General features: G+C 64.6%; 15 protein-coding genes. 5 read left to right on the top strand and 10 right to left on the bottom strand.

The genetic code is table 11. From position 1 onward, the window contains the following. Window positions 1-60: 60 nt before the first annotated feature. Both preA and AB7A72_RS09910 read right to left on the bottom strand, forming a co-directional pair. Window positions 61-1,383: an NAD-dependent dihydropyrimidine dehydrogenase subunit PreA gene (preA, locus tag AB7A72_RS09915; RefSeq protein ID WP_239809367.1), complete on the bottom strand. Its 1,323-nt coding sequence runs from the start codon at window positions 1,381-1,383 to the stop codon at window positions 61-63. Window positions 1,384-1,426: 43 nt separating this feature from the next. Then, window positions 1,427-2,788, bottom strand: coding sequence for an NAD(P)-dependent oxidoreductase (locus tag AB7A72_RS09910; protein ID WP_369459796.1), 1,362 nt, complete (start codon window positions 2,786-2,788; stop codon window positions 1,427-1,429). A gap of 692 nt (window positions 2,789-3,480) precedes the next feature. Here AB7A72_RS09910 and AB7A72_RS09905 point away from each other — a divergent pair. The 4 genes from AB7A72_RS09905 (at window position 3,481) to AB7A72_RS09890 (ending at window position 9,243) form a co-directional block, all read left to right on the top strand. Next, window positions 3,481-4,038 carry an RNA polymerase sigma factor gene (locus AB7A72_RS09905; RefSeq protein WP_369459795.1) on the top strand — a complete coding sequence of 186 codons (558 nt, stop codon included), beginning with the start codon at window positions 3,481-3,483 and terminating at the stop codon, window positions 4,036-4,038. A gap of 41 nt (window positions 4,039-4,079) precedes the next feature. Further along, window positions 4,080-5,186, top strand: coding sequence for a FecR family protein (locus AB7A72_RS09900; RefSeq protein ID WP_369459794.1), 1,107 nt, complete (start codon window positions 4,080-4,082; stop codon window positions 5,184-5,186). A gap of 114 nt (window positions 5,187-5,300) precedes the next feature. Further along, entirely contained in the window at window positions 5,301-7,706 is a 2,406-nt protein-coding gene (locus AB7A72_RS09895; protein ID WP_369459793.1) for a TonB-dependent siderophore receptor, read from the top strand. Between the two features lie 124 nt (window positions 7,707-7,830). Beyond that, window positions 7,831-9,243 carry a hypothetical protein gene (locus AB7A72_RS09890; protein WP_369459792.1) on the top strand — a complete coding sequence of 471 codons (1,413 nt, stop codon included), beginning with the start codon at window positions 7,831-7,833 and terminating at the stop codon, window positions 9,241-9,243. An 81-nt stretch (window positions 9,244-9,324) separates the two neighbouring features. Here AB7A72_RS09890 and AB7A72_RS09885 read toward each other — a convergent pair whose 3' ends face one another. The 8 genes from AB7A72_RS09885 to tal all read right to left on the bottom strand — a co-directional run bounded on the left by AB7A72_RS09885 (window position 9,325) and on the right by tal (window position 20,290). Continuing rightward, entirely contained in the window at window positions 9,325-10,794 is a 1,470-nt protein-coding gene (locus AB7A72_RS09885; RefSeq protein ID WP_369459791.1) for an N-acyl-D-amino-acid deacylase family protein, read from the bottom strand. A gap of 66 nt (window positions 10,795-10,860) precedes the next feature. Continuing rightward, complete coding sequence (locus AB7A72_RS09880) at window positions 10,861-11,832, bottom strand: Bug family tripartite tricarboxylate transporter substrate binding protein (protein ID WP_369459790.1); 972 nt, start codon at window positions 11,830-11,832, stop codon at window positions 10,861-10,863. Window positions 11,833-12,125: 293 nt separating this feature from the next. Then, window positions 12,126-13,334, bottom strand: coding sequence for an aminotransferase-like domain-containing protein (locus AB7A72_RS09875; protein ID WP_369459789.1), 1,209 nt, complete (start codon window positions 13,332-13,334; stop codon window positions 12,126-12,128). 72 nt (window positions 13,335-13,406) lie between these two features. Next, window positions 13,407-14,846 (bottom strand): FAD-binding oxidoreductase, encoded by a 1,440-nt coding sequence (locus AB7A72_RS09870; RefSeq protein ID WP_369459788.1) that lies wholly within the window; start codon window positions 14,844-14,846, stop codon window positions 13,407-13,409. Window positions 14,847-14,849: 3 nt separating this feature from the next. Continuing rightward, entirely contained in the window at window positions 14,850-16,223 is a 1,374-nt protein-coding gene (gene hglS / locus AB7A72_RS09865; RefSeq protein ID WP_313332661.1) for a 2-oxoadipate dioxygenase/decarboxylase HglS, read from the bottom strand. A 289-nt stretch (window positions 16,224-16,512) separates the two neighbouring features. Then, window positions 16,513-17,403 carry a transporter substrate-binding domain-containing protein gene (locus AB7A72_RS09860; RefSeq protein ID WP_373450409.1) on the bottom strand — a complete coding sequence of 297 codons (891 nt, stop codon included), beginning with the start codon at window positions 17,401-17,403 and terminating at the stop codon, window positions 16,513-16,515. A 276-nt stretch (window positions 17,404-17,679) separates the two neighbouring features. Next, window positions 17,680-19,287 carry a glucose-6-phosphate isomerase gene (gene pgi, locus AB7A72_RS09855; RefSeq protein WP_313332658.1) on the bottom strand — a complete coding sequence of 536 codons (1,608 nt, stop codon included), beginning with the start codon at window positions 19,285-19,287 and terminating at the stop codon, window positions 17,680-17,682. A gap of 55 nt (window positions 19,288-19,342) precedes the next feature. Next, window positions 19,343-20,290: a transaldolase gene (gene tal, locus AB7A72_RS09850; protein ID WP_239809378.1), complete on the bottom strand. Its 948-nt coding sequence runs from the start codon at window positions 20,288-20,290 to the stop codon at window positions 19,343-19,345. Between the two features lie 186 nt (window positions 20,291-20,476). On the opposite strand from tal, the gene zwf reads away from it, so the two are divergent. After that, the gene (gene zwf, locus AB7A72_RS09845) at window positions 20,477-21,946 is read left to right on the top strand and encodes a glucose-6-phosphate dehydrogenase (RefSeq protein ID WP_239809379.1); all 1,470 of its coding nucleotides are present in this window, start codon (window positions 20,477-20,479) and stop codon (window positions 21,944-21,946) included. Window positions 21,947-21,965: the final 19 nt, after the last annotated feature.

Genomic DNA, 21,965 nt, shown 5'->3' with positions numbered 1-21,965 from the left:
CTGCCGCTCCACACCACCATGCAAAAAGCGCGCCACCATTGCTGGTGGTGCGCCTGCCGTTCAAGGTGCCATCTGCGCGGCCACCCGTGCCGGATTGTTGGGGTGGGTGGTCCAGTTGGCATACTCGCCGGTGACGACCTTGCCGGTGCGCGCATCCACCTCGCCGGGCTGCAGGCTGCGCATCACAATCGTGTCGGGCACCGGGCAGATCGATACGCAGAGGTTGCAGCCCACGCATTCGGCCTCGTTGACCTCAAAGCGGCGCTCGCCGGCATCGCCCTTCTGGTAGAAGATGGCCTGGTGCGAGGTGTCTTCACAGACCACATGGCAGCGGCCGCACTGGATGCAACTGTCCTGGTTGATCACCGCCTTGTCGATATGGTTAAGGTTCAGATCCTTCCAGTCCTTGACGGTGGGCACGGCACGGCCCTGAAAGTCTTCGATGGTCTTGAAACCATGGGCATCCATGTAGTTCGACAGGCCGTCGCACATGTCTTGCACGATCTTGAAGCCATACACCATCGCGGCGGTGCAGACCTGCACCGTGCCGCAGCCCAGCGCCATGTATTCGGCGGCATCCCTCCAGGTGGTGATACCGCCAATGCCCGAAATCGGCAGGCCCGCAGTCTGCGGATCGCGCGCGATCTCGGCCACCATGTTCTGGGCGATCGGCTTGACCGCCGGCCCGCAGTAACCGCCATGCGAGCCTTGTCCATCGGTGCTGGGGTGCATCACCAGGGTGTCCAGGTTCACGCCCATGACGGAGTTGATCGTGTTGATCAGCGACACCGCATCGGCGCCACCGGCCTTGGCGGCACGCGCCGGAAAGCGCACATCGGTGATGTTGGGCGTGAGCTTGACGATCACCGGCAGGCGGCTGTAGTGCTTGCACCATTCGGTGACCATCTGGATGTACTCGGGGACCTGGCCCACGGCCGCGCCCATGCCGCGCTCGCTCATGCCGTGCGGGCAGCCAAAGTTCAGCTCAATGCCATCGGCGCCGGTGTCTTCCACCATCGGCAGGATGCGCTTCCAGCTCTCCTCCACACAGGGCACCATCAGCGAGGCAATCAGCGCGCGGTCCGGCCAGGCCCGCTTTACGCGGGTCATCTCGTCCAGGTTGATCTGCAGGGGCCGGTCGGTGATCAGCTCGATGTTGTTCAGGCCCATGACGCGCCGGTCCTGCGACATCAAGGTGGAGTAGCGCGGCCCGTTGACATTGACCACATGCGGGTCCTCGCCCAGGGTCTTCCAGACCACACCGCCCCAGCCTGCTTCGAAGGCGCGGGTGACATTGATTTCCTTGTCGGTCGGCGGCGCAGAGGCCAGCCAGAAGGGGTTGGGACTGCGGATGCCCAGAAAATTGCTGCGAATATCGGCCATGGCGATTCCTTGGTTCGGTGAATGGAGGGCGGGGGCTGTGCCGTCAGGCGCTGACGCCCACTTCGCGCATCAACATGCGGTGCATCGCGGCTGCGGCGCGTTTGCCGTGCTCCACAGCTTCCACCGTCAGGTCACGCCCGCCCCAGCGGCAGTCACCGCCCGCCCACACCCGCTCCAGGCTGGTCTGGCCGTCTTCGTCCGTGGCGATCCGCCCCGCCTTCAGGGCAATGCGCGCACCGGCTGGCTCGGCGATGTAGCTCTGACCGATGGCCTTGAGCACCATGTCGGCCGCCAGCACCGTGGTCTCGCCGGTGGTTTGCAGCTTGCCATCCACCTGCTGGGTGCTGGCCAGGCGGATGCCGGTGACCGACCCGTTCTCCACCAGCACCTCCTGCGGCGCCGCCCACAGCCGGATCGTCACACCATGGGTCTGCGCCCATTGCTGCTCCACCGTGGAAGCCGACATCGCATCCTGCCCACGCCGGTACACGATACTGACCTCTTCAGCGCCCAGCAAGCGCGCCTGCACGGCAGCATCGACGGCCGTCATGCCGCCGCCGATCACAACCACGCGCCGGCCGACCGGCACTGTGGATTTGTCCGAAGCCTGGCGGATATCGGCGATGAAATCGACCGCATTGCGCAGGCCCTGCGCGCGGGGCTCGGCAATGCCCAGGTCATTGACTCCGGCCAGGCCCAGCCCCAGAAACACCGCATCATGGCTGGCCAGCAGGCTGTCCAATGTGAAGTCGCGGCCCAGCCGCTGGTTGTTGCGCGGGGCAATGCCGCCCACCGACAGCAGCCAGTCGATTTCCTTCTGCGCAAAATCGTCGGTGGTCTTGTAGCTGGCCAGGCCGTACTCGTTCAGGCCGCCCAGTTTGGGTTTGGCATCGAGCAGACTGACATCATGGCCCTGCAAGGCCAGCAGGTGGGCACAGGCCAGCCCGGCCGGGCCTGCACCGACAACTGCCACTTTCTTGCCCGTAGGCTCGGCGCGCTTGAACAGCGGCGCGCCGCCTGCGGCCATGAAGCGGTCGGTGGCATAGCGCTGCAGCGCGCCGATTTCCACCGGCTTGTCCTCGTTGGTGTTGCGCACGCAGGCCTGCTCGCAGAGCACCTCGGTCGGGCACACCCTGGCACACATGCCGCCCAGCGGATTCGATTCGAGAATGGTCCTGGCCGCGCCCCGGATGTTGTCCTGCGCAATGCGGGCAATGAAGCTGGGGACATCGATGCTGGTCGGGCAGGCCGTCGCGCAGGGCGCGTCGTAGCAGTAATAACAGCGCTCGGCTTCGATCGATGCCTGCGCCCATGTCAGCGGCGGATGCGCATCCGAGAAATTTTCAGCGTATTGGTCCGCGCCAAGCCTTGCTGCGCGCACACCGCATCCCGTGGGTCCATTCATGGCTCATCCTCCTCGACTGGGTTACCAGCGCGAGTGCGGGCGGCTCCATCACCATGCCGCCTGCGACCGCGCCACTGCATCTACAACGGGTCCGGCAAATGGCATTGCTGCGCAACCCATTCACCGCCAAAGCTGCACCAACCAGGGAGGGTTCATCAGGCCCTCATCGTGGGTGTTTTATCTGTCCTGCGCCACTGTGTTCGCAGCGCTTATGAACTATTAAATGCCCGAATAAAATTTTACGCACTGGTAAAAACACTAGGCTATGACAATCAGTGGATAGGCATAACCCTGTGCGAGACGGCGACCCGGCACGCGTCGGAGATGCGGTTTCCGGGCCATCCAAAGGGAGGGAGGAAACCGCCCTCGCTGGCGTCGCAGGCCGCATGCGGTGGAGGGGTGAGGAGATTTCGCGCCAGCGGTCACGCGCCTGAAAGCCACGCCTGCTGGGCTGGCATTGGCCAGGACGCGGTTCGCGCCGATCGACGCGGATTGCAGGCGCGATGGCATTCAATGCCTGGCCCAGGACGGCGGGCCACAGCATCGACCCATCAACGGCATTGCCCACTGTGGCCGCGCAATCAGCGATAATGATAACAATTCCCATTTGCGTGTGTAGCAGGCTTGCGTTCCCCAATGCAACGACAGCCTCCACCGGTTGCGAAGACCCCCTCTCTCTTTTTGGCTGCCTGGTGTTTGAGCGCTACTACCGCGAACTGCTGAACTTTCTGTCCCGATCCGTGCATGACCGCGATACGGCAGCCGATCTGGCCCAGGAGAGCTATGCCCGCGTGCTGGCGGCCCAGCAGACCGGGCAGGCCGTGCAGGACCCCCGCGCGCTGCTCTACCGCACCGCCCGCAATCTGGTGATCGACCAGCACCGGCGCAGCAGCATTCGGGCGGAGCTGGAGACGGCACCCCCATCGGCAGGCGATGAACCCGCAGTGGAGCACCTGCCGGGCCCGCGCAGCCTGGAGCCCGAGACCATCCTGGCCTCCCGCGAAGGCCTGGCGGCGCTGGTTGCGACCATCGACCAATTGCCTCCGCGCTGCCGCGAAGCCTTTATGCTCTACAAGTTCGACGGCCTGAGCTATGCCCAGATCGCAGAGCAGATGGGCATCTCCCCGCGCACGGTCGAGATGCAGTTGCAGATCGCGATGCAGGCCTGCTGGCGTTGCCAGGACCGGCTCGAGGGTGTGGCACCGCCTGCCACGCATCGGCGGCCCCGCAGCAAACGCGCGCTGCCATGAGCGGTCCAGACTGTCCCCCAGAATCCAGCATTGACCACGAGATGAACGCACCGCCCCTGCCACCAGACGACACCGCCGGCCTGCGCCAGCAGGTGCTGGACTGGTTTGTCCGGCGCCAGCGCGCGGGCTGGGGCGCGGCGGACGAGCAGGCCTTCCAGCATTGGCTGCAGGCCGACGCCACGCACGGCAGCGCCTATGCACAGTGGGAGCAGCACTGGAGCGCCATCGATGCCATGCCCGCCGACGCCATCGCCCAGCTGCGCCGCAACCTGGCGCATGACAAGGCGCAGCTGAGCGCTGTCCAACAGACGCCGCCGCGCGCGGCTACCGCACCTGCAGCGCCTGCGGGAGCCATCACAGGCCTGCGCCGCCGCTGGCTGCTGCCCTCGCTGGGCATGGCCGCTGCGGTCGTGGTGACCAGCGGCACCGGCCTGCTGGCCTGGCAGCATTGGCAGGCACAACCTGTGTTCCGGCAGGCCTATGCCTCGCAGCGCGGCCAGCAGCTGGAAGTGCAGCTGCCCGATGGCAGCCAGCTGCGCCTGGACACCGCCACCCGGCTGGAGGTCGTCTATTACCGTGACCGCCGCGAAGTGCTGCTGCTCGAGGGCCAGGCGGTGTTCAGCGTGCAGGCCAGTGCGCAGCGCCCCTTCCATGTGCTGAGCGGCCCGGTCGGTATCACCGTGGTGGGCACGCGGTTCTCGGTGCGCTACACGCCGGGGCTGGCCGGCAGCGATGGCGTGCGCGTGGCGGTGGAAGAGGGCCAGGTCCGCGTGGTACGCCGCGATGGCGCGCCCGGCCCCGCGCTCGCACAGATCGCCAGCGCCCAGACCCTGGGCGCTGGTCAGCAGATCAACGCTGACGGCCAGGGCCGCCTGGGCTCGCTGCAACCCGTCGCCGCCGAAGGCATTGCCCCCTGGCGCGAGCACCGCATCAGCTTCGTCAACACGCCGCTGTCCCAGGCATTGGCGGAGTTTGAGCGCTATGGCAGCACCGGCCTCACGATCAGCGACCCGGCCGTAGCCGCACTGCGCCTGAGCGGCACCTTTGACCCCAGCGACACACCGACCCTGCGCAAGCTGCTGCCCCATGCACTGCCGGTGCGGCTGCAGCCCGTGGCGGGCGGACTGGAAATAGGCGCGCTGCGTTGAGCTCGCCACGCTCCAGACATTTTTTAATAAATTTTCGCTGCCACTACCGTATTTCTCGCATCCCGTGCGTCTACCTCAGTAGGAATCATTTGCATTGACTACTTGAGGACCTCCATGTCGTACCCCCTTTTGCGTCCTGCTCCACTGGCATTGGCCATTGCCCTGGCTCTGGGCTCGGTGGCCGCCCATGCGCAAAGCGCCGCACTGCCGGCGGCGCCGCTGGCCTTCCGCATCCAGGCCCAGCCGCTGGCCGAGGCGCTCAATGACTGGGCGCGGCAAACGCGCATCCAGCTGATAGCCCAGCAATCCCTGGTCGCCGGCAAGCAGGCCCCCGCCATCGTCGGCACGTTAACGCCCAACCAGGCGCTGGACCGCCTGCTGGCCGGCACCGGCCTGGTGGCCACGGTGGAGGGCCAGGCCGTGGTCATCAAGGCCGCATCGGTGGGCGAGGAAGGCGCGACCCTGGCCACCGTCACCGTGACAGCGGGTGCCCAGCGCGACGGCGCCACCGAAGGCACCGGCAGCTATACGCAGCGCGGCCCCAGCGCCACGGCCACCGGCTTGAACCTGAGCCTGCGCGAAACCCCGCAATCCGTCAGCGTGATGACGCGCCAGCGCATGGATGACTTCAAGCTGGACACCTTGACCGATGTGATGGAACAGACCCCGGGCATCGGCACCTACCGCCAAGGCAATGCCACCGATTTCCAGGCGCGTGGCACCTCGGTCAATCTGCAGACCGATGGCATGAGCCAGGTGCGCAGCGGCTGGTACTACCTGACCAGCACCTTGTTCTCGCTCGACGACATGGCCGAGATCGACCACATCGATGTGCTCAAGGGCTCGTCAGGCCTGGTGGTAGGCAAGGGTGAGTACGGCGCCACCGTCAACATGGTTCGCAAGCGCCCCACCCGGAGCTTCCAGGCCAGCGTACAGGCCAGCGCCGGCAGCTGGGACAGCTACCGCGCACAGGCCGATATTGGCGGGCCGCTCAATGAAGCGGGCACCCTGCGCGGCCGCCTGGTGGCATCGGCCACCGATGCCGGCAGCTTTCGCGACCATGAAGACAGCAGAGGCAAGATGCTGTTCGGCACGCTGGAGGCCGATCTGAGCCCGGACACCTTGCTGAATGTCGGCTTCACCTACCGCCAGCGTGCGGCCAACGGCATCGGCACCACCCAACCCATCCAGGGCTACACCCGCGCTGGCGTCCAAACGCCCGACCGGCCGCGTTCGTTCAACACCGGCGCGCCCTGGGGCGGCTATGACCAGAACGCGACCACCGTCTTCGGCAGCCTGGAGCAGCGCCTGGGCAATGGCTGGACGAGCAGCCTCAAGTTCTCGCACCAGCAGGTGCGCATGGACGACATGTTTGCCGGCTACCTTTACGACCAGGACCGGGTCAACTACGGCCGCTGGACCGACATGCGCAATAACAACTGGACCGTGAACCTGGACATCAAGGGCCCTTTCAGCCTGCTGGGACGCGAGCATGAGCTGCTCGCCGGCATCGGTATCTCGCGCTTCCAGAGCAGCGTCAAACTGCCGCTGAACGCGCAGGCCCTGCTACCGCTCGCTGGCCTGGGCACCAGCTACGACCAGGGCGGCGCCTACCTGCCCGAGCCAGACACCAGCAGCTGGATCTATGGCGATAACCGCTTCAGCCAGAAGCAGCGCTATGCCTATGCGGCAGGCCGCTTTCAACTCAGCGATCCGCTGCAGCTGATTGCCGGCTTGCGCGTGACCAAGTTCGAAGAGCGCGACACCACCCCCTACTGGTGGAACTACGACATGAACGAGAGCGCGGTCTACACGCCCTACGCCGGTCTGGTCTATGACTTCCACCCCAACATGTCCGCCTACGCCAGCTACGCCAGCATCTTCCAGCCGCAAACCTCGCAGGATGAGCAGGGCCGCACCCTCAAGCCCGAAGAAGGCAACACCTATGAAATCGGCATCAAGGGCGAGTTCTTGGACAAGCGCCTGAACGCCAGCATCAGCCACTACTGGATCAAGACCAAGAACACCGCCGAGGAGACGGGCGGCCTCACCCCTGGCGGCGATACCGCCTACCGCTCCGTCGCCTCTGCCACCCGCCACGGCTGGGAGCTGGAGCTGTCGGGCGAGTTGGCAAGGGGCTGGCAGGCCCAAGGCAGCCTGGTGCGGCAGAACAGCTCGCTGAGCAACACCAGCCAGTACCCCGAGTACCAGTTCAAGCTGGGCAGCACCTACCGCTTTGACGGAGGCGCCCTGCGCGGCCTGACCGTCGGCGCCTCGACCCGCTGGCAGGACAAGACCTCGGTGAGCAACAGCGCCGCCACCCTGGCGCAAGGCAGCTACGCGCTGCTGGACCTGATGGCCCGCTACCAGGTCGACAAGCAGCTGTCCTTCAGCCTGAACATCAATAACGCGTTGGACAAGCACTACAAGGCCGGCGTGAACAACTTCAGCGCCATCGGCCTGTACTACACCTGGGGCGCACCGCGCAGCGTGAATGTGGGGATGCGTTACGACTTTTGATGGGAGCGGGGGTAGGCGACAGCTCGCGGGCGCCTACCCACACCGCGGATCAAGCCCTAGACGGATGAATCAACCGTGTTAAATTGAGGAATTAAATAGAGTCTCACACCACCATCGAATTCTCATGAAATTCATGCGCCAATCATTCAAGGCATTGGGCTACATGGCCCTCTCGCTCTCCGTATTGGTAGTCATCACATTGGTTGCGCTTGCCGCTGCAAATTGGACGGATGACCCGCCCAGCGACATAGCTCGGCAGACGCTACAGGACTTGGTACCCACTGACGCCATGCTCAAAACTAACGGTTACCTGATCATCGTGGGTTTAACTGCACCTGTTGACAGCGGCGACCCCGTGAGCAGCGCCGAAGCGCTCGGACGCCAATACGTGGCTAACATAATTGAGGCGCGCGACAAAGCCCGAAAGGATCCGCAAAATTTTGATGCAATCGAGGCATCGGCAACCTATAACGAGAAAAGCGAAGTTCCCATCTTCACTTTTCGCTGTCCTCGTCGATCCCATGACGGCTGTTTCAGTGAGACGCAGACACACAAGGATCAGGTCCATACGTTGCTTCAAACACATAGCCCATTGCTCGTTCGCTACAAGGCTGCAGCAAACGCACCACAATTCATCAGCCTTCCCTACGATTTTTTTAATCCTCTGCCTTCCTACCCGCAGCTAATCAGCGTGCATGCACTGCTGTTGGCAAAAGCAGCACTGCAGTGGCCGCTTTCTCCGAGTGAGGCGTTGGATACCATGGAGATCACAAGCAAACTGCGTGCGCGCATGGGCAAGAGTGCCAACAGTTTGTTAGAAGCCATGGTGGTGCTGGAGATGCAAAGCGCGGAGTTACGCTGGATCAGCCAAGCGATGGAGCGTACCCGTGCGTCTTCCCCCACTTCTGCCAGAATCAGGCAGCTCATCCTACAGCCCGGTCCGGATTTACATTCTGCGCTACGAGGGGAGCAGCAATTCATTGCGGGAATGCTCCCCTTCATGTCAAAAAAGTGGGAACACAACACTTGGCGAGCAAATCGCTATAGAGACCTCTCCGGTTTCGTCAGCCTGCCCATTGCCACCATGAACGCATCCCTGGAGAACTTGGCCCAAATCCAAGCCATGGCACACCTGCATGCCAATGCACTGGAGGCAGCATTCAATAGACACAATAAAGTATTGGCTGATCGCTATCGCTGCGATCTTCCCATTCGACTGCGCAACCCCGTTGGCACATGCATGGTTGCCATGAACGCTGCCCACTACCAAAGCTACTTTCAACGCATTCATGACATGGATGGATACCGTCGCTTGGTCATGCTGCAGCACCTCGCGATGGCCGAAAGCGTTCGCGCCCAAGATATGGAAGCGTGGTTGCAGGCATCGCCTGCCGAGCTGCGCAACCCCTATACCTTGCAAGCCATGCAGTGGGATGCTGCCACGCATAGTCTCGCCTTTGACGGCAAAGAGCCGCAGCGGCAAAATCTTGAAGGATCGGCAACCTACCGAATTGCTTTGCCTCAAGCAGCGCCCTGAGCGAGGTTCTGAGCTTCGAAACACGGGTGCTTGGGATTGATCACCGCCCAAGCACTTCACCCGGGTAGTCTCATCAACGCATCACCGCAAACCCGGGCTCAGCTTCGCAGGCACCGTGCGCCGCAGCACCGTACCGGTCCGGCTACCCAGGTACGCCCCCTGCGCGTAGGCCATGGCTCCATTGACGATGACGCAGTCGATGCCCGTAGCGGGCTGCTGGGGGTCATCAAAGGTGGCAGTATCGCGCACGGTCTGCGGGTCAAATATGCACAGATCGGCATAGTGGTCTTCAGCCAGGACTCCACGCTTTTCGATGCCAAAGACCTGGGCGGTCAGGCCCGTCATTTTCCAGACAGCGGTCTCCAGCGGGAACAGACCAAGCTCACGGCTGTAGTGGCCCAGCACGCGGGGGAAGGTGCCCCAAAGGCGCGGATGCGGGCGTTCGTTGGAGGGAACGCCATCAGAACCAATCATCGTCGGGCCAAAGGCCAGGATGCGCCGCACATCGCTTTCCTCCATATTGAAATAGATGGCGCTGGCCGGCTGCAGACGCGCTGAGGCCTCGGCGCGCGAGACCTGCCAGCGCCGGGCAATCTCGCCCAGCTCCTGGCCCTGCAGCTCCGGATGGGACTTGCTGTCGGCAATGACGATTTTGCCCGCCAGGCGCTCCTCTTCCAGGTGCAGGATGGTGGAGCTGGCATGGTAGGGATAGCAGTCGAGTGACACACATTGGTGCTGCATCGCTGCGGCGATCTGCGGCAAGGTTTGTACCGACCTCCCCCAGTTCGCCGGACCTTGCAGCTTGTGGTGGGAGATGAGCACTGCTGACCGCGCAAACAAGCCGATCTGCAAGGTCTCGTCGATGGCTTGCTGGCTGTGCGCTCCCTCGTTGCGCAGATGGCTCACATACAGCGCACCGTATTCGGCCAGCGGCTGGGCCACCTGGCACAGCTCCTGGGTGCTGGCCGCTGCTGCCGGGGGGTAGTAAGTACCGGAAGACAGCCCGACGGCCCCGGCCTCCAGGGCTTCGCGCAGCAAGGCCTGCATCTGGGCGATCTCGTCCGGGTTGGCGGCCCGGCTCAGATCGGCCATCGCCACGACCCGCAAGGTGGTATGCCCTACCAGCGGGATCACATGCACCGCCGGCGGTGCGGCGCGCAGCGCTTGCAGATAGGCCCCGAAGCTGGCAAAGCGCGTGGCGGCATCGCTGAGCAGATTCAGCGGTGCGGGCACCGGCGTGCCGGGATGGAGCGGCGCCGCGCTGATGCCGCAGTTACCGGTGACCACCGCCGTCACGCCCTGCGAGAGCTTGAACGGCATCTGCGGCTGCAGCAGCAGCGCCTGGTCATCATGCGAGTGCGCATCGATAAATCCGGGCGCGACGATCTTGCCGCTGGCATCGACCACGCGGTCCGCCACCGCGCCAGCCAGGTCGCCCAAGGCGACGATCCGGGTGCCGCGAATGCCGACATCGGCGCGGTAGCGGGGACGCCTGGTGCCATCGATCACCTCACCGCCTTGAATCAGCACATCAAAGGTCTCTGTCTTCATCGGGCCGACCTCCCCAAAAGGATGGATAAACGCGCTGCGTCCAAGCGCTGCGATGCGCCCGCGCGCTCATTCGATCCGGGCCCCACTGGCTTTCACGACGGCTCCCCAATGCACACGCTCCGAATCGGCAAGCGCTTTGAAATCCTCAGGCGTGCCCGCCAGCGGGATATAGGCCATTTTCTCCAGTTGCGCCTGGATGCCAGGCGAGCGCAGCCCCTGGTTCAAGGCCGAGTTCAGGCGCATCAGCACATCGCGTGCTGTACCGGGCGGCACCAGCAGACCACCCCAGGCGTTCATCACAAAGCCCTGCACGCCCGCCTCCTGCATGGTCGGTATCTCCGGGTATTGGGGCGAACGCTGGGCGCTGGTCACGGCCAAGGCGCGCACCTTGCCCGCTTTCAGTTGCGGCGCGGCAGTGACGATGTTTTCAAAATAGAACTGCAAGCTGCCACTGACCAGATCGTTCAGCGCCTGCGGGGAACCCTTGTAGGGAACATGTACCGCCGACGACAGCCCCATCCTGGTTTTGAACAACTCCGCGCCCAGGTGGCTGGTGGTTCCAATGCCGCCCGATCCATAGTGCACCGGCGCATCGGAGCTGCGGATATAGGTGACCAATTCTTCCACCGAATGGACGGGTACCTCGGGGTTGACCAGCAAGAAGCTGCTGGTCGTCGCAATACCGCCCACCGGCAACAAACTGCGCGGGTCATAGGGCAGTTTGCTGAACAGAAACTCGTTGGTCGTCAACGTGGCGTTGTTGCCATAGCCCAGGGTATAACCATCGGGCGCCGCGGCCATCAAGGCTTGCATGCCGATGTTGCCGCCCGCCCCACCCCGGTTCTCGATGACGACCGGCTTGCCCAGCTGCAGCGCCAGCGCATGGCCGACCAGGCGCACCAGCACATCAGGGCTGCTGCCAGCCACGCTGGGCACAATGATCTTGATGGGTTTGTCCGGGTAGGCGGAATGGGCCGAACAGGCCAGCAAGCCGGCAGCGGCGATCAGCCAGCGACGTGAGAAGGGTGCAGCAGCCATGGGTTTCTCCAGAAGATCGGAGTGCAGCCCAGGGGGAGCGCCGCGCCAGCAGACCGCGCCCCTCGGGCTTCTCCGGTTGAACCTGAGATCCTGCACGGCATCGCGTTCAGGACAGACCCATTGTGTTCGGCTGGTTTGCGAAAATCCTCTCAAATAACAACAACCTACCCAAGCAACAACTTGCAGAAGCGGCAATACCGCGTAAATGGCGGCAGTACCCCACCCAGCCAAACAAGAAAAAAGCCCGCCGGCTTACACCCCGACGGGCTAGGTTGCTATGGCTTGGATAGCGCTTAACTGGCTTTATGAAATGCTTCTGTCAGCCTATCGACCGCCTGCTCAATCTGGGCCACATCGGGCGCCGCAAACGACAGGCGCATCGAATGCAGGTTCGCATTGTCGGCATAGAAGGCCTTGCCGGGCACAAAGATCACATGGGCCGCCACTGCGGCATCAAACAGCTTTTGCGGTTCAATGCGGGCATCAAAGGTCATCCAGACAAACATGCCGCCAGCGGGCTGCACAAACTGCACCAGCCCACCCAGACGCGCCTTCAGGCCCTGGGTGAGGGCGAGCATGCGGCGCTGGTACTCGGCACAGGCCTTGGCCACTGCCTGGCCATAGCGGCCCGACTGCAGGTAGCTGGCGGCCACGGCTTGCGCCAGTGGGGAGGTGCACAGGTCATTGGTCTGCTTGGCCACGGTGCAGCGGCGCAGCACGGCCGGGTCGGCCACCATCCAGCCCACGCGCAGGCCGGGGGCCACGGTCTTGGACAGGCTCGACAGGTAGACCACGGGGTTCTCACCCTCGCCCACGCGCTGCTGGGCTGCGGCATAGACCGGTGCGGGGCGGGCATCGGTGAAGGCCAGCTCGCCATAGGGATCGTCTTCGACGACGACAAAGCCATACTGCAGCGCCAGCTGCACCAGGCGCTCGCGGCGCTGCTGCACCAGCAAGGTGCCGCAGGGGTTGGAGAAGTTGGGCACGGTGTAGAGCAGCTTGGGACGCTCGGCCGCCGGCAGCGCCGCCAGCATGGTGGCCAGCGCCTCCACATCCAGGCCATCGCCATCCACCGGCGTGCTCAGGATCTTGGCGCCCGCCTGGCGCAGCGCCGCAATGGTGGCAGGGTAAGCAGGGGTCTCTACACAGACGGCATCACCGGGCTGGATCAGCACGCGCAGCAGCAGGTCAAAGCCCTGCTGTGAGCCGGTCGTCACCAGCACGTCGCCAGCGCTGCAGCGGATACCCCGGGCCTGGCACTGCGCGGCCAGCTGCTCGCGCAATGCGGGCGAGCCTTCGGTGGCTCCATACTGCAGCGCCGTGGCGCCCGTGGTCATCGCCTGCGCGGCGGCAGCGGCCAGGCCTTCCTGGTCGAACAAGCTGGGCGAGGGGTAGCCGCCCGCCAGCGAGATCATGCCCGGCCGGCTCAGGTAGGGGAACAGCTCGCGTATGGGCGAGCCCTGGGGGTTGGCAAAGGCGGGAGTGAATTGAAAAAAGGACATGGCCTTGTCTCGCTGGTTTGTCTCTGGTGGTGGTTATGGGCCATGCCTGCCAACGCGGGCATGGCCAGGGTCTCAGTTTTTGGCAGTGCCCAGATCCACGATGCCGCACAGGTGCCGGGGATCGAGCCGGTCGCGCCAGCCATCGGCCCATTGCTGCAGCAGCGGCGGCGTAAAGCGCTGGTAGTAGGTCAGGTTGTGCGGGCCCACGCCATGCTCGGCGCTGTAGCTGCCGCCAAAGTCCTGCACCACCATGCCGTAGATGGCATCGCGCAGGCGCTGCACCACGGCCGGGTCGTACTGCTCGGGCGCATCCTTGCGCCAGATGACGTTGAAGTGCACACCGCCGTCGGCGATATGGCCAAAGTCCACCACCGTGAGGAAGGGGTAGTCGCGTGCCACCAGCTCGCGTCCTTTGCGGCAGAACTCCATGATGCGCGAGCGCGGCACCGACACATCAAACGCAATGGGCTTGCCCAGCGCACGCGCGCCTTCGCTGATGCTATGGCGCAGGTGCCACAGCTCGGTGGCATTGCCCAAGGCCGCGTTGACGATGGTCGACTCAAACTGGTCTTCCAGGAAGCTGTTGAGTGCTTCTTGCAGATCCAGCTGGCTGTACTTGGGCGAGGCATTCGCTTCCAGCTCGACCAGGATGGCGAACGCAGGCGCATCATCCGGTGCAAAGGGGTTGCGCAGGTTGGGCACATGGTCAATGGCCGCCTGCATCGCATTGCCCGAGATGCCTTCGAACGCGGCCAGCCAGTCACCCAGGTCGCGCTCAAAGGCCTGCAGCAGCTCCATCACCGCCTCGTCCGAGGCTGGCACCACCAGCGCCGTGGCGCGTTGCGCCGGGCGGGCATGCACCTGGATGGTGGCCTGCGTCACGATGGCGCCTGCGCCGGAGCCGCCGACAAACAACTGCTTCCAGTCCACCCCGGTATTGTTCTTGCGCAGCGCGCGGCCCAGCTCCACCACCTCGCCGGGCGGGTCCATCAGCACCACTTGCAGCGCCATCAGGTTGGAGCGCACATCGCCGTAGCGGATCAGGCGCGTGCCACCGGTGTTGGTGGCCACCATGCCGCCGATCGAGGGGTTGGCCCCCAGATCGATCGGGAACCACAGGCCATGGGGTTCGAGCTGGTCATTGAGCTCCTGCAGGGTCACGCCAGCGTCCACCACCACGCTGCGGTTGGCCACATCCACCTCGCAGCGGCTGCGCAGGCGCGACAGGCTCAGCACCAGCTGGGTGCCGCTCATGTCCGGCGTGCTGGCGCCCACCATGCCGGTGTTGGCGCCTTGGGGCAGCAGCGCCAGGCCGCGTTCGGCGCAGAGCCGCACCACCGCCTGCACCTGCGCCACATCGGCAGGGCGCACCACCAGGCGCGCACGGCCCTGGCCGTAGCGCGCGCCTTCTTCGTAGGCGGCCATGTCGGCGCCTTGCAGCACCCCGGCTTCGCCCACAATGGCGTGCAGCGCGCCCAGCAACTCGCGGTTGTCCAGATCAGAGGCGGCCATCGCTCAGGCCACGCTTTCTGCCACAGCGGCTTGCGCCAGGGCCTCACGCACTGCTTGCAACGACGCATCCTGCATCGCCTGGTACAGCGCGATCTCGTCATGCACCTGGGCGCCCAGGTCGGCCTCGAACGCCTGCTGCGCCTGGTTGGCTTCATAGTGCTTTTGCTCTTCACCGCCCAGGTTGGACTGGAAGATACCGGCCGCGCTCACCGGCAGAAAGTCCTCGTACACGATCGGCTCGGCGCGCACCACACCATCGGCAATCAAGGTCTCGATATCAGCCGATGCATCGCCTACGGGCTGCTGCAGCACATAGCGGTAGAAGGCCAGGCCCTGCTGGCGCATGGCGTCATGGCTGTCGGGGAAGGCCGCGAACGACGACTCCAGGCGGTCCTGGTAGTTGGCGCTGGCGCTGCCGGCATTGCCCATGCTGCGCACATTGGCCAGCAGGCTGTCGTACAACGCACGGCCCTTGCGGGTCAGCGCCACGCCGCGCTGCTCGATCTCGCCAAAACGGGCGGTGTGCGTGCCCTGGTCATCGCTGCCGGGGAAGTTCACGCGCTCCTGCAGCGCCTTGAAGCTGGTCTGGCGCAGCAGGATCGGGCAGGCGCGGCGGGGTGGGCCTTCGACCACATCCTTGGCATCCATGCCATGGGCGGGCATGCGCTGCTGGGCAGCATCGATATCGAGGGTGCGCGGCGTCAGGTGGTTGATATGCGGGCCCTTGAAGCAGACCACATCGGCCACCAGGCGGTGTGCCTTGTGCAGCTTGTCATAGGTAGCAGCGTCCACGGTCGCCTCGCTGTGCCAGCGGAAGGTCTCCAGCGCTTCGCGCACAAACTCATCAGCCTCTGCATCGGTCAGGCCACCGGCGGCTTCGCACTGGGCGATCAGCGCCAGCGCGCGCTCGGTAAAGATCTGGCGGCGGGCGAGGATGGCGGCAGCCTCCTGCCGCAGCGCTGCATCGGCCAGCAGATCCAGGCGCAGCAGCGACGTGAACACGCGGAACGGATTGCGGTTGAGCGAGCTGCCCAGCACAGGGCGGAACGCGGTGGAGTGCACCGGCACGCCGGCCACCGACAGGTCGTAGTAGCCCACGGCTTCCATGCCCATCACGGCAAACAGGCGGCGCAGGGTGGACAGCTCCTCCTTGGTGCCCACCCGGATCGCACCATGGCGCTCCACATCCAGGCGGTCCAGCTCGTCGGCCTGCGCCATCGCCTGCGCCAGCGCGGGCTGGGCCTTCAGCACTTCGCCATTGACCTGGGCCACCAGGGCCATCAGGTTGCCGTATTGCGGCACTTCGTCGCGGTACATATCGGACATGGCGCGGGAGAAGCGCGAACGAACCTCATCGGGGTGCACAAATTGGGTCATCGTGGGTACCAGATCAATAGCTAATAAAACGGGGAAACGGGCCTGGTGCCAGCCACCACAGACAGCGGGCGCACCAGGTCAGCACTGCGCGTCATGCTAGGCAGAGCGTTGTGCCAGGTCAAACGACAATAGCGCGGCACATTATTCCAATTACGCACAACATGGCCGAAGCGGTGGCTGCGATGCGCGATGCGATGCTGGCTGCGCCCCTGCATGGCCGGTGTACGCGGCCTGCAGGCATAAAAAAACCCAGCCGGGGCTGGGTGGATGCAAGGTGCAAGCGCGTCGCTTACTGGTCCGCGTAGGCTTCCAGGGGCTTGTCGTTAGGCTCTTGCAGCAGCTTCTTCAGCGTATCGCTCATCGGCAGGTTCAGTGCCTGGCCCTTGGGCGGGATCGGTTGCATGAACCACTTGTCATAGACCTTGGCCAGCTCGCCGGACTTCATCATCTTGGTCAGGCTGTCGTCCACCGCCTTCTTGAAGGCGGGGTCGTCCTTGCGGAACAGCAGCGCAATCGGCTCCGATCCCAGCGCCTCGCCGACAATCTTGTAGCCCGCCGGATTGGCCGAGTTGGCAATCACGCCGGCCAGCAGGTTGTCATCCAGCACAAAGGCATCGGCACGGCCCGATTCCAGCAGCATGAAGCTCTCGAAGTGGTCCTTGCCCAGGGTGGTGGGCAGGTTGATGCTGTTGTCCTTGGCAAACTTGCGCAGCAGCTGCACGGCGGTGGTACCGGCCGAGGCTGCCACCGTCTTGCCATCGAGCTGCTTGACGCTGGTGATGTTGGAATCGGCACGTACCGCTGCGCGCACCTGGCTCACATAGGTGGTCACCGCAAAGGCCACCTGCTTTTGGCGGCTGAGGTTGTTGGTGGTGGGGCCGCAGCCGATGTCCACGGTGCCGTTTTGCACCAGTGGCATCGTGTTCTGGGCCGTCAGCGCCATGTATTCGATCTTGGCCTTGGGCGCGATGTCCTTGAGCACGCGCTCGCACAGCTCGACGTGGTAGCCGCCGAAGGTCTGGTTGGAGCCGATGGCGTAGGCCATCGGGGCCGAGCTTTCGCGCACGCCTACCACCACCTTGCCGCTGCTGTTGATCTTGTCGAAGGTGCTTTGCGCAAACGCCGCGCCGCCTGCGGCAAAAGCCACCGCTGCAGCAAGCATCTTGATGCTGAATGTCATTGTGTACTCCTTGGAAATGATGAATTGGCAGCCAGGCGTGGGACCGAAGCTGCTCCACCAGCTTTGTGGTTGCGCTGGTCTTGGTGCGCTGCGCATGCGCGCTTGAGAGCAAACTGGATGCACTGGCTTTGCGCCAGCGCATCCAGCCTCCAAGTATTCCAGAGAGTCGCGCCAATCCCTAGCGCGGATTCCGAAGCATGTGTTGCTGTTTTGGAAACACCGTGCTGCACTGCCGTATCTGCGGTAGCAGCAGACGGCAGTGCCTGGCGAGCGGCTTCAGGGAGCCAGCCGGCTCACCAGCGCCACGGTCGATGGGTCCACGCCCTGCCAGTCGCCCTGGTCGCGGCGCGCAAACAGGTCCTTGGCCAGTTGCTTGCCCAGCTCCACGCCCCACTGGTCGAAGCTGTTGATGCCCCAAAGCGCACCGCTGACGAACACGCGGTGCTCATACAGCGCGATCAGCGCGCCCAGCGAGGTGGGGGTGAGCTTGTCCATCAGCAAGAACGTGCTGGGCCGGTTGCCCGGGCAGTACTTGGGGCCCTGCTCTTCGGTGCGGCCCACCAGCAGCGCCTGCGCCTGCGCAATGGCATTGATGACCAGGTTGTTCTGGTGGCTGGCGAGGTTCTTGCCGCCCTCGCGTGCGGCGATGAACTCCACCGGGATCACATCGCGGCCCTGGTGGATCATCTGGAAAAAGGCATGCTGGCCATTGGTACCCGGCTCGCCCCAGACCACCGGCGACGTGGCATAGGGCAGCGGCTGGTTCTGCACGTCCCGGCCCTTGCCGTTGCTCTCCATCTCCAGCTGCTGCAGGTAGGCCGACAGCCGGCGCAGGCCATGGCTGTAAGGCGCGACACAGCGCGTCGCAAAGCCGTGGAAGTTGCGGTACCAGACGTCGAGCAGGCCCAGGCGCACCGGCAGGTTCTGCGCCAGCGGCGCGGTCTTGAAGTGCACATCCATGTCATGCGCGCCTTGCAGCATCGCCCGGAAGGACTCGGCCCCCACCGCAATCGCAATCGGCAGGCCGATCACCGACCACAGCGAGTAGCGGCCGCCGACCCAGTCCCAGAACCCCAGGGTGGTGTCGATGCCAAAGGCTGCGGCCGCCTCGGTATTGGTGGTCAGCGCCCAGAAATGCTTGGAGATGGACAGCGCGGCGCTGCGGTCCTCGCTGCCGCCTTGCGCGATGAACCAGTCGCGCGCCGAATGGGCGTTGACCATGGTCTCCAACGTCGTGAAGGACTTGGACGCGACCAGGAACAAGGTGCTCTCAGGCCGGGTCTGCGCCAGCACATGGCCCAGCTCATGCCCGTCCACGTTCGACACAAAGTGGAAGCGCTTGCCGGCAATGCGCCAGTCCTCCAGCGCATTGACCACCATGGCCGGGCCCAGGTCGGAGCCGCCAATGCCGATGTTGACGATGTCGGTGATCTGCGGATTGGCGCGCACCTGCTCGGCCAGCGCCAGCATCTGGGCCAGGCTGTCGTGCACATCCACCAGGGCCTCGCGCACGAAAGCGGGGCTATCTGGCAACCAGTCCTCCAGGCCCTCGGCGGGCTGGCGCAGCAGCCAGTGCATGGCCGCCCGGCCTTCGGAGCCATTGACCTGCGCGCCGGCAAACATCGCATCGCGTGCCTGCGCCAGACCGCATTCGCGGGCCAGCTGCAGCAAGATCTGCTGGCTTGGGTGGTCGATCAGGTTCTTGGACAGGTCGGCAAACAGATGGGGCGCCTGCTGGCTGAACGCGTCCAGGCGCGTTGCGTCACCGGCAAAGGCTGCGCGCAGATCCAGGCCCCGGCCCTCAGCGTCGTAGTACTTTTGCAGTTCTTGCCATGCGGGCGTTTCATCGCAGCGCTTGCGCTGTGTCGCACATTCTCGGTTCATACGGGCAGTGTAAAGTGCTCACCAGCGCTGCCAGACCTCGCCGGCAGCGGCCAGCTCAGGCGGATTGCAACAACTTGTCGAGCTTGATGGCATCGGCGACAAAGGCGCGGATGCCTTCGGCCAGCTTTTCGGTGGCCATCGCGTCCTCGTTCAGTGCAAAGCGAAAGCCCGCTTCGTCGTACTGCACGCGCTCCAGCGACAGTGCCTTGGCGGCTTCGGCATTCAACGCGGGCTGCAATGGTGCATCGGCCGCGGCCAGCTGGGCCAGCAGCTCGGGCGAGATGGTCAGCAGATCGCAGCCGGCCAGCGCAGTGACCTGGCCGGTATTGCGGAAGCTCGCGCCCATCACCTCGGTGGGGATGCCGAAATGCTTGTAGTAGTCAAAGATGGCCTTGACCGACTTCACACCCGGGTCGTTGGCGCCGGCCATTGCGGCCTCGTCCCAGTTGCTGCCGGCCTGCTTCTTGTACCAGTCGTAGATACGGCCCACAAAAGGCGAGATCAGCTGCACCTGGGCCTGGCCGCAGGCAATGGCCTGGCACTGCGCAAACAGCAGGGTCAGGTTGGTGTGGATGCCCTGCGCCTCCAGCGCCTTGGCGGCCTGGATGCCTTCCCAGGTCGAGGCGATCTTGATCAGCACGCGGTCGATGTGAATGCCCTCGGCCTCATACAGCGCGATGAGGCGCTGGGCACGGGCCACCGTCGCATCGGTGTCGAACGACAGGCGGGCATCGACCTCGGTGGACACACGGCCCGGAATGATGGACAGGATCTCGGCGCCAAAACGTACCAGCAGGCGGTCCATCACCTCGTCCAGCGGCTTGCCGCGGAACTTTTGCACGGTCTCGGCCAGCAGCGGCGCGTAATCGGCCTTCTGCACGGCCTTGAGGATCAGGGACGGGTTGGTCGTCGCGTCTTGCGGCTGGAACTGGGCCAGCTGGTGAAAGTCACCGGTGTCTGCCACCACCGTGGTCAGCGCTTTGAGTGCATCGAGTTGGTTCATGGTCTGCTCTTGGTCAATATCCGGTCTGACGTGCTTGTCTGCCCTCCTGCGCATGGCGGCCAACACGGGGGGCGCTCAAGCTTAACCGAACTTTTGCGCGGTTTGAGGCTGTCTGCATTCTACGGCTTCTCCCATCACTATGAAACTGAGTTACATTAATCCCTGCCTTGATGTTCAGGAAGTTTCATGCGTTTTGATCTGGTTTTATTTGGCGGCACCGGCGATCTGGCCTGGCGCAAATTGCTGCCCGCGCTGTTTCAATCTTTCCGCCATGGCAGCCTGCCTGCCGACGGGCGCATCATCGGCGTAGGCCGTGGTGCGATGAGCGACGACGCGTACCGCGCGCTGATCGCCCAGCGGCTGGCCGAGGTCGAGGCCGACAAGCGGCCCAGCGATGCGGAATTTGCCCGCTTTGCCCAGCACCTGCACTACCTGCGCATGGACCTGTCCCAGCCGGCCGACTATGCTGCGCTGCGCGAGCTGCTGCAGGCGCGCGATGCCGACACCGTCGTGATGTACCTGGCCACGGCACCGTCGCTGTTCACCACGGTCTGCGAGCAGCTGGGCGCGGCGGGCCTGGCCACCGAGCGCACCCGCGTGGTGCTGGAAAAGCCGCTGGGCCATGACCTGCCCTCAAACCGCGCCATCAACGCCGCCGTGCGCGAGGTGTTTTCCGAAACCCAGATCTTCCGCATCGACCACTACCTGGGCAAGCCATCGGTACAGAACCTGCTGGCGCTGCGCTTTGGCAATGCCATCTTCGAGCCACTGTGGCGGCGCGAGAACATCGCCAGCATCGAGATCACGATGGCCGAGCAGCTGGGCGTGGAAAAGCGTGGCGAGTTCTACGAAAGCACCGGTGCGCTGCGCGACATGGTGCAAAACCATGCGCTGCAGCTGCTGTGCGCGATTGGCATGGAGCCGCCCATCAGCGCCGATGCCGATGCCATTCGCAATGAAAAGCTCAAGGTGCTGCAATCGCTCAAGCGCTGGACGCCGGAGACGGTGAGCCGCGACGTGGTGCGCGGCCAGTACGCGGCCGGCCAGATTGCCGGCAAGCCGGTGCCGGGCTACCGCCAGGAAGACGGCGTCTCGCCCAATAGCCAGACCGAAACCTTTGTGGCGCTGCGCACCGAGATCAGCAACTGGCGCTGGGCCGGCGTGCCGTTTTTCATCCGCACCGGCAAACGCCTGGCGGGGCGCGAGGCCTCGATCGTTGTGCATTTCCGCCAGGTGCCGCATGCCATCTACCGCACGCCGCTGGGTGCGGCCAACCGCCTGACCATCCACCTGCAGCCCAAGGATGGGCTGACCCTGCAGCTGATGGCCGCCGCGCAGAGCCAGGCCGATACCGGTGGTGTGCAGACCTTGTCGCCCGCTGCGCTGGACCTGGACTTTGACCAGCGCTTTGGCACCGAGCGCGTGGGCGCCTACGAACGCCTGCTGCTCGATGTGATCGCCGGGCGCCTGAACCTGTTTGTGCGCGCCGACGAGCAAGAGGCCGCCTGGCAATGGGTGGAGCCGATTCTGGAGGCCTGGCAACAGGCCAATGCCCGCGGCGAAGGCCCCCGCCCCTATGTGGCCGGCCATTGGGGCCCGGGCGCCGCCAGCGCGCTGGTGGCACGCGACGGACACAGCTGGATGGAAGAGTTTTGACCGCCACCGCCCACTACCG

Origin of the sequence: Comamonas sediminis (genome assembly GCF_041107495.1) — a bacterium.
Taxonomy (GTDB): domain Bacteria; phylum Pseudomonadota; class Gammaproteobacteria; order Burkholderiales; family Burkholderiaceae_C; genus Comamonas; species Comamonas sediminis.
Note: the sequence above shows the minus strand (reverse complement) of the source record. Positions and strands in the feature narration are given on the sequence as shown.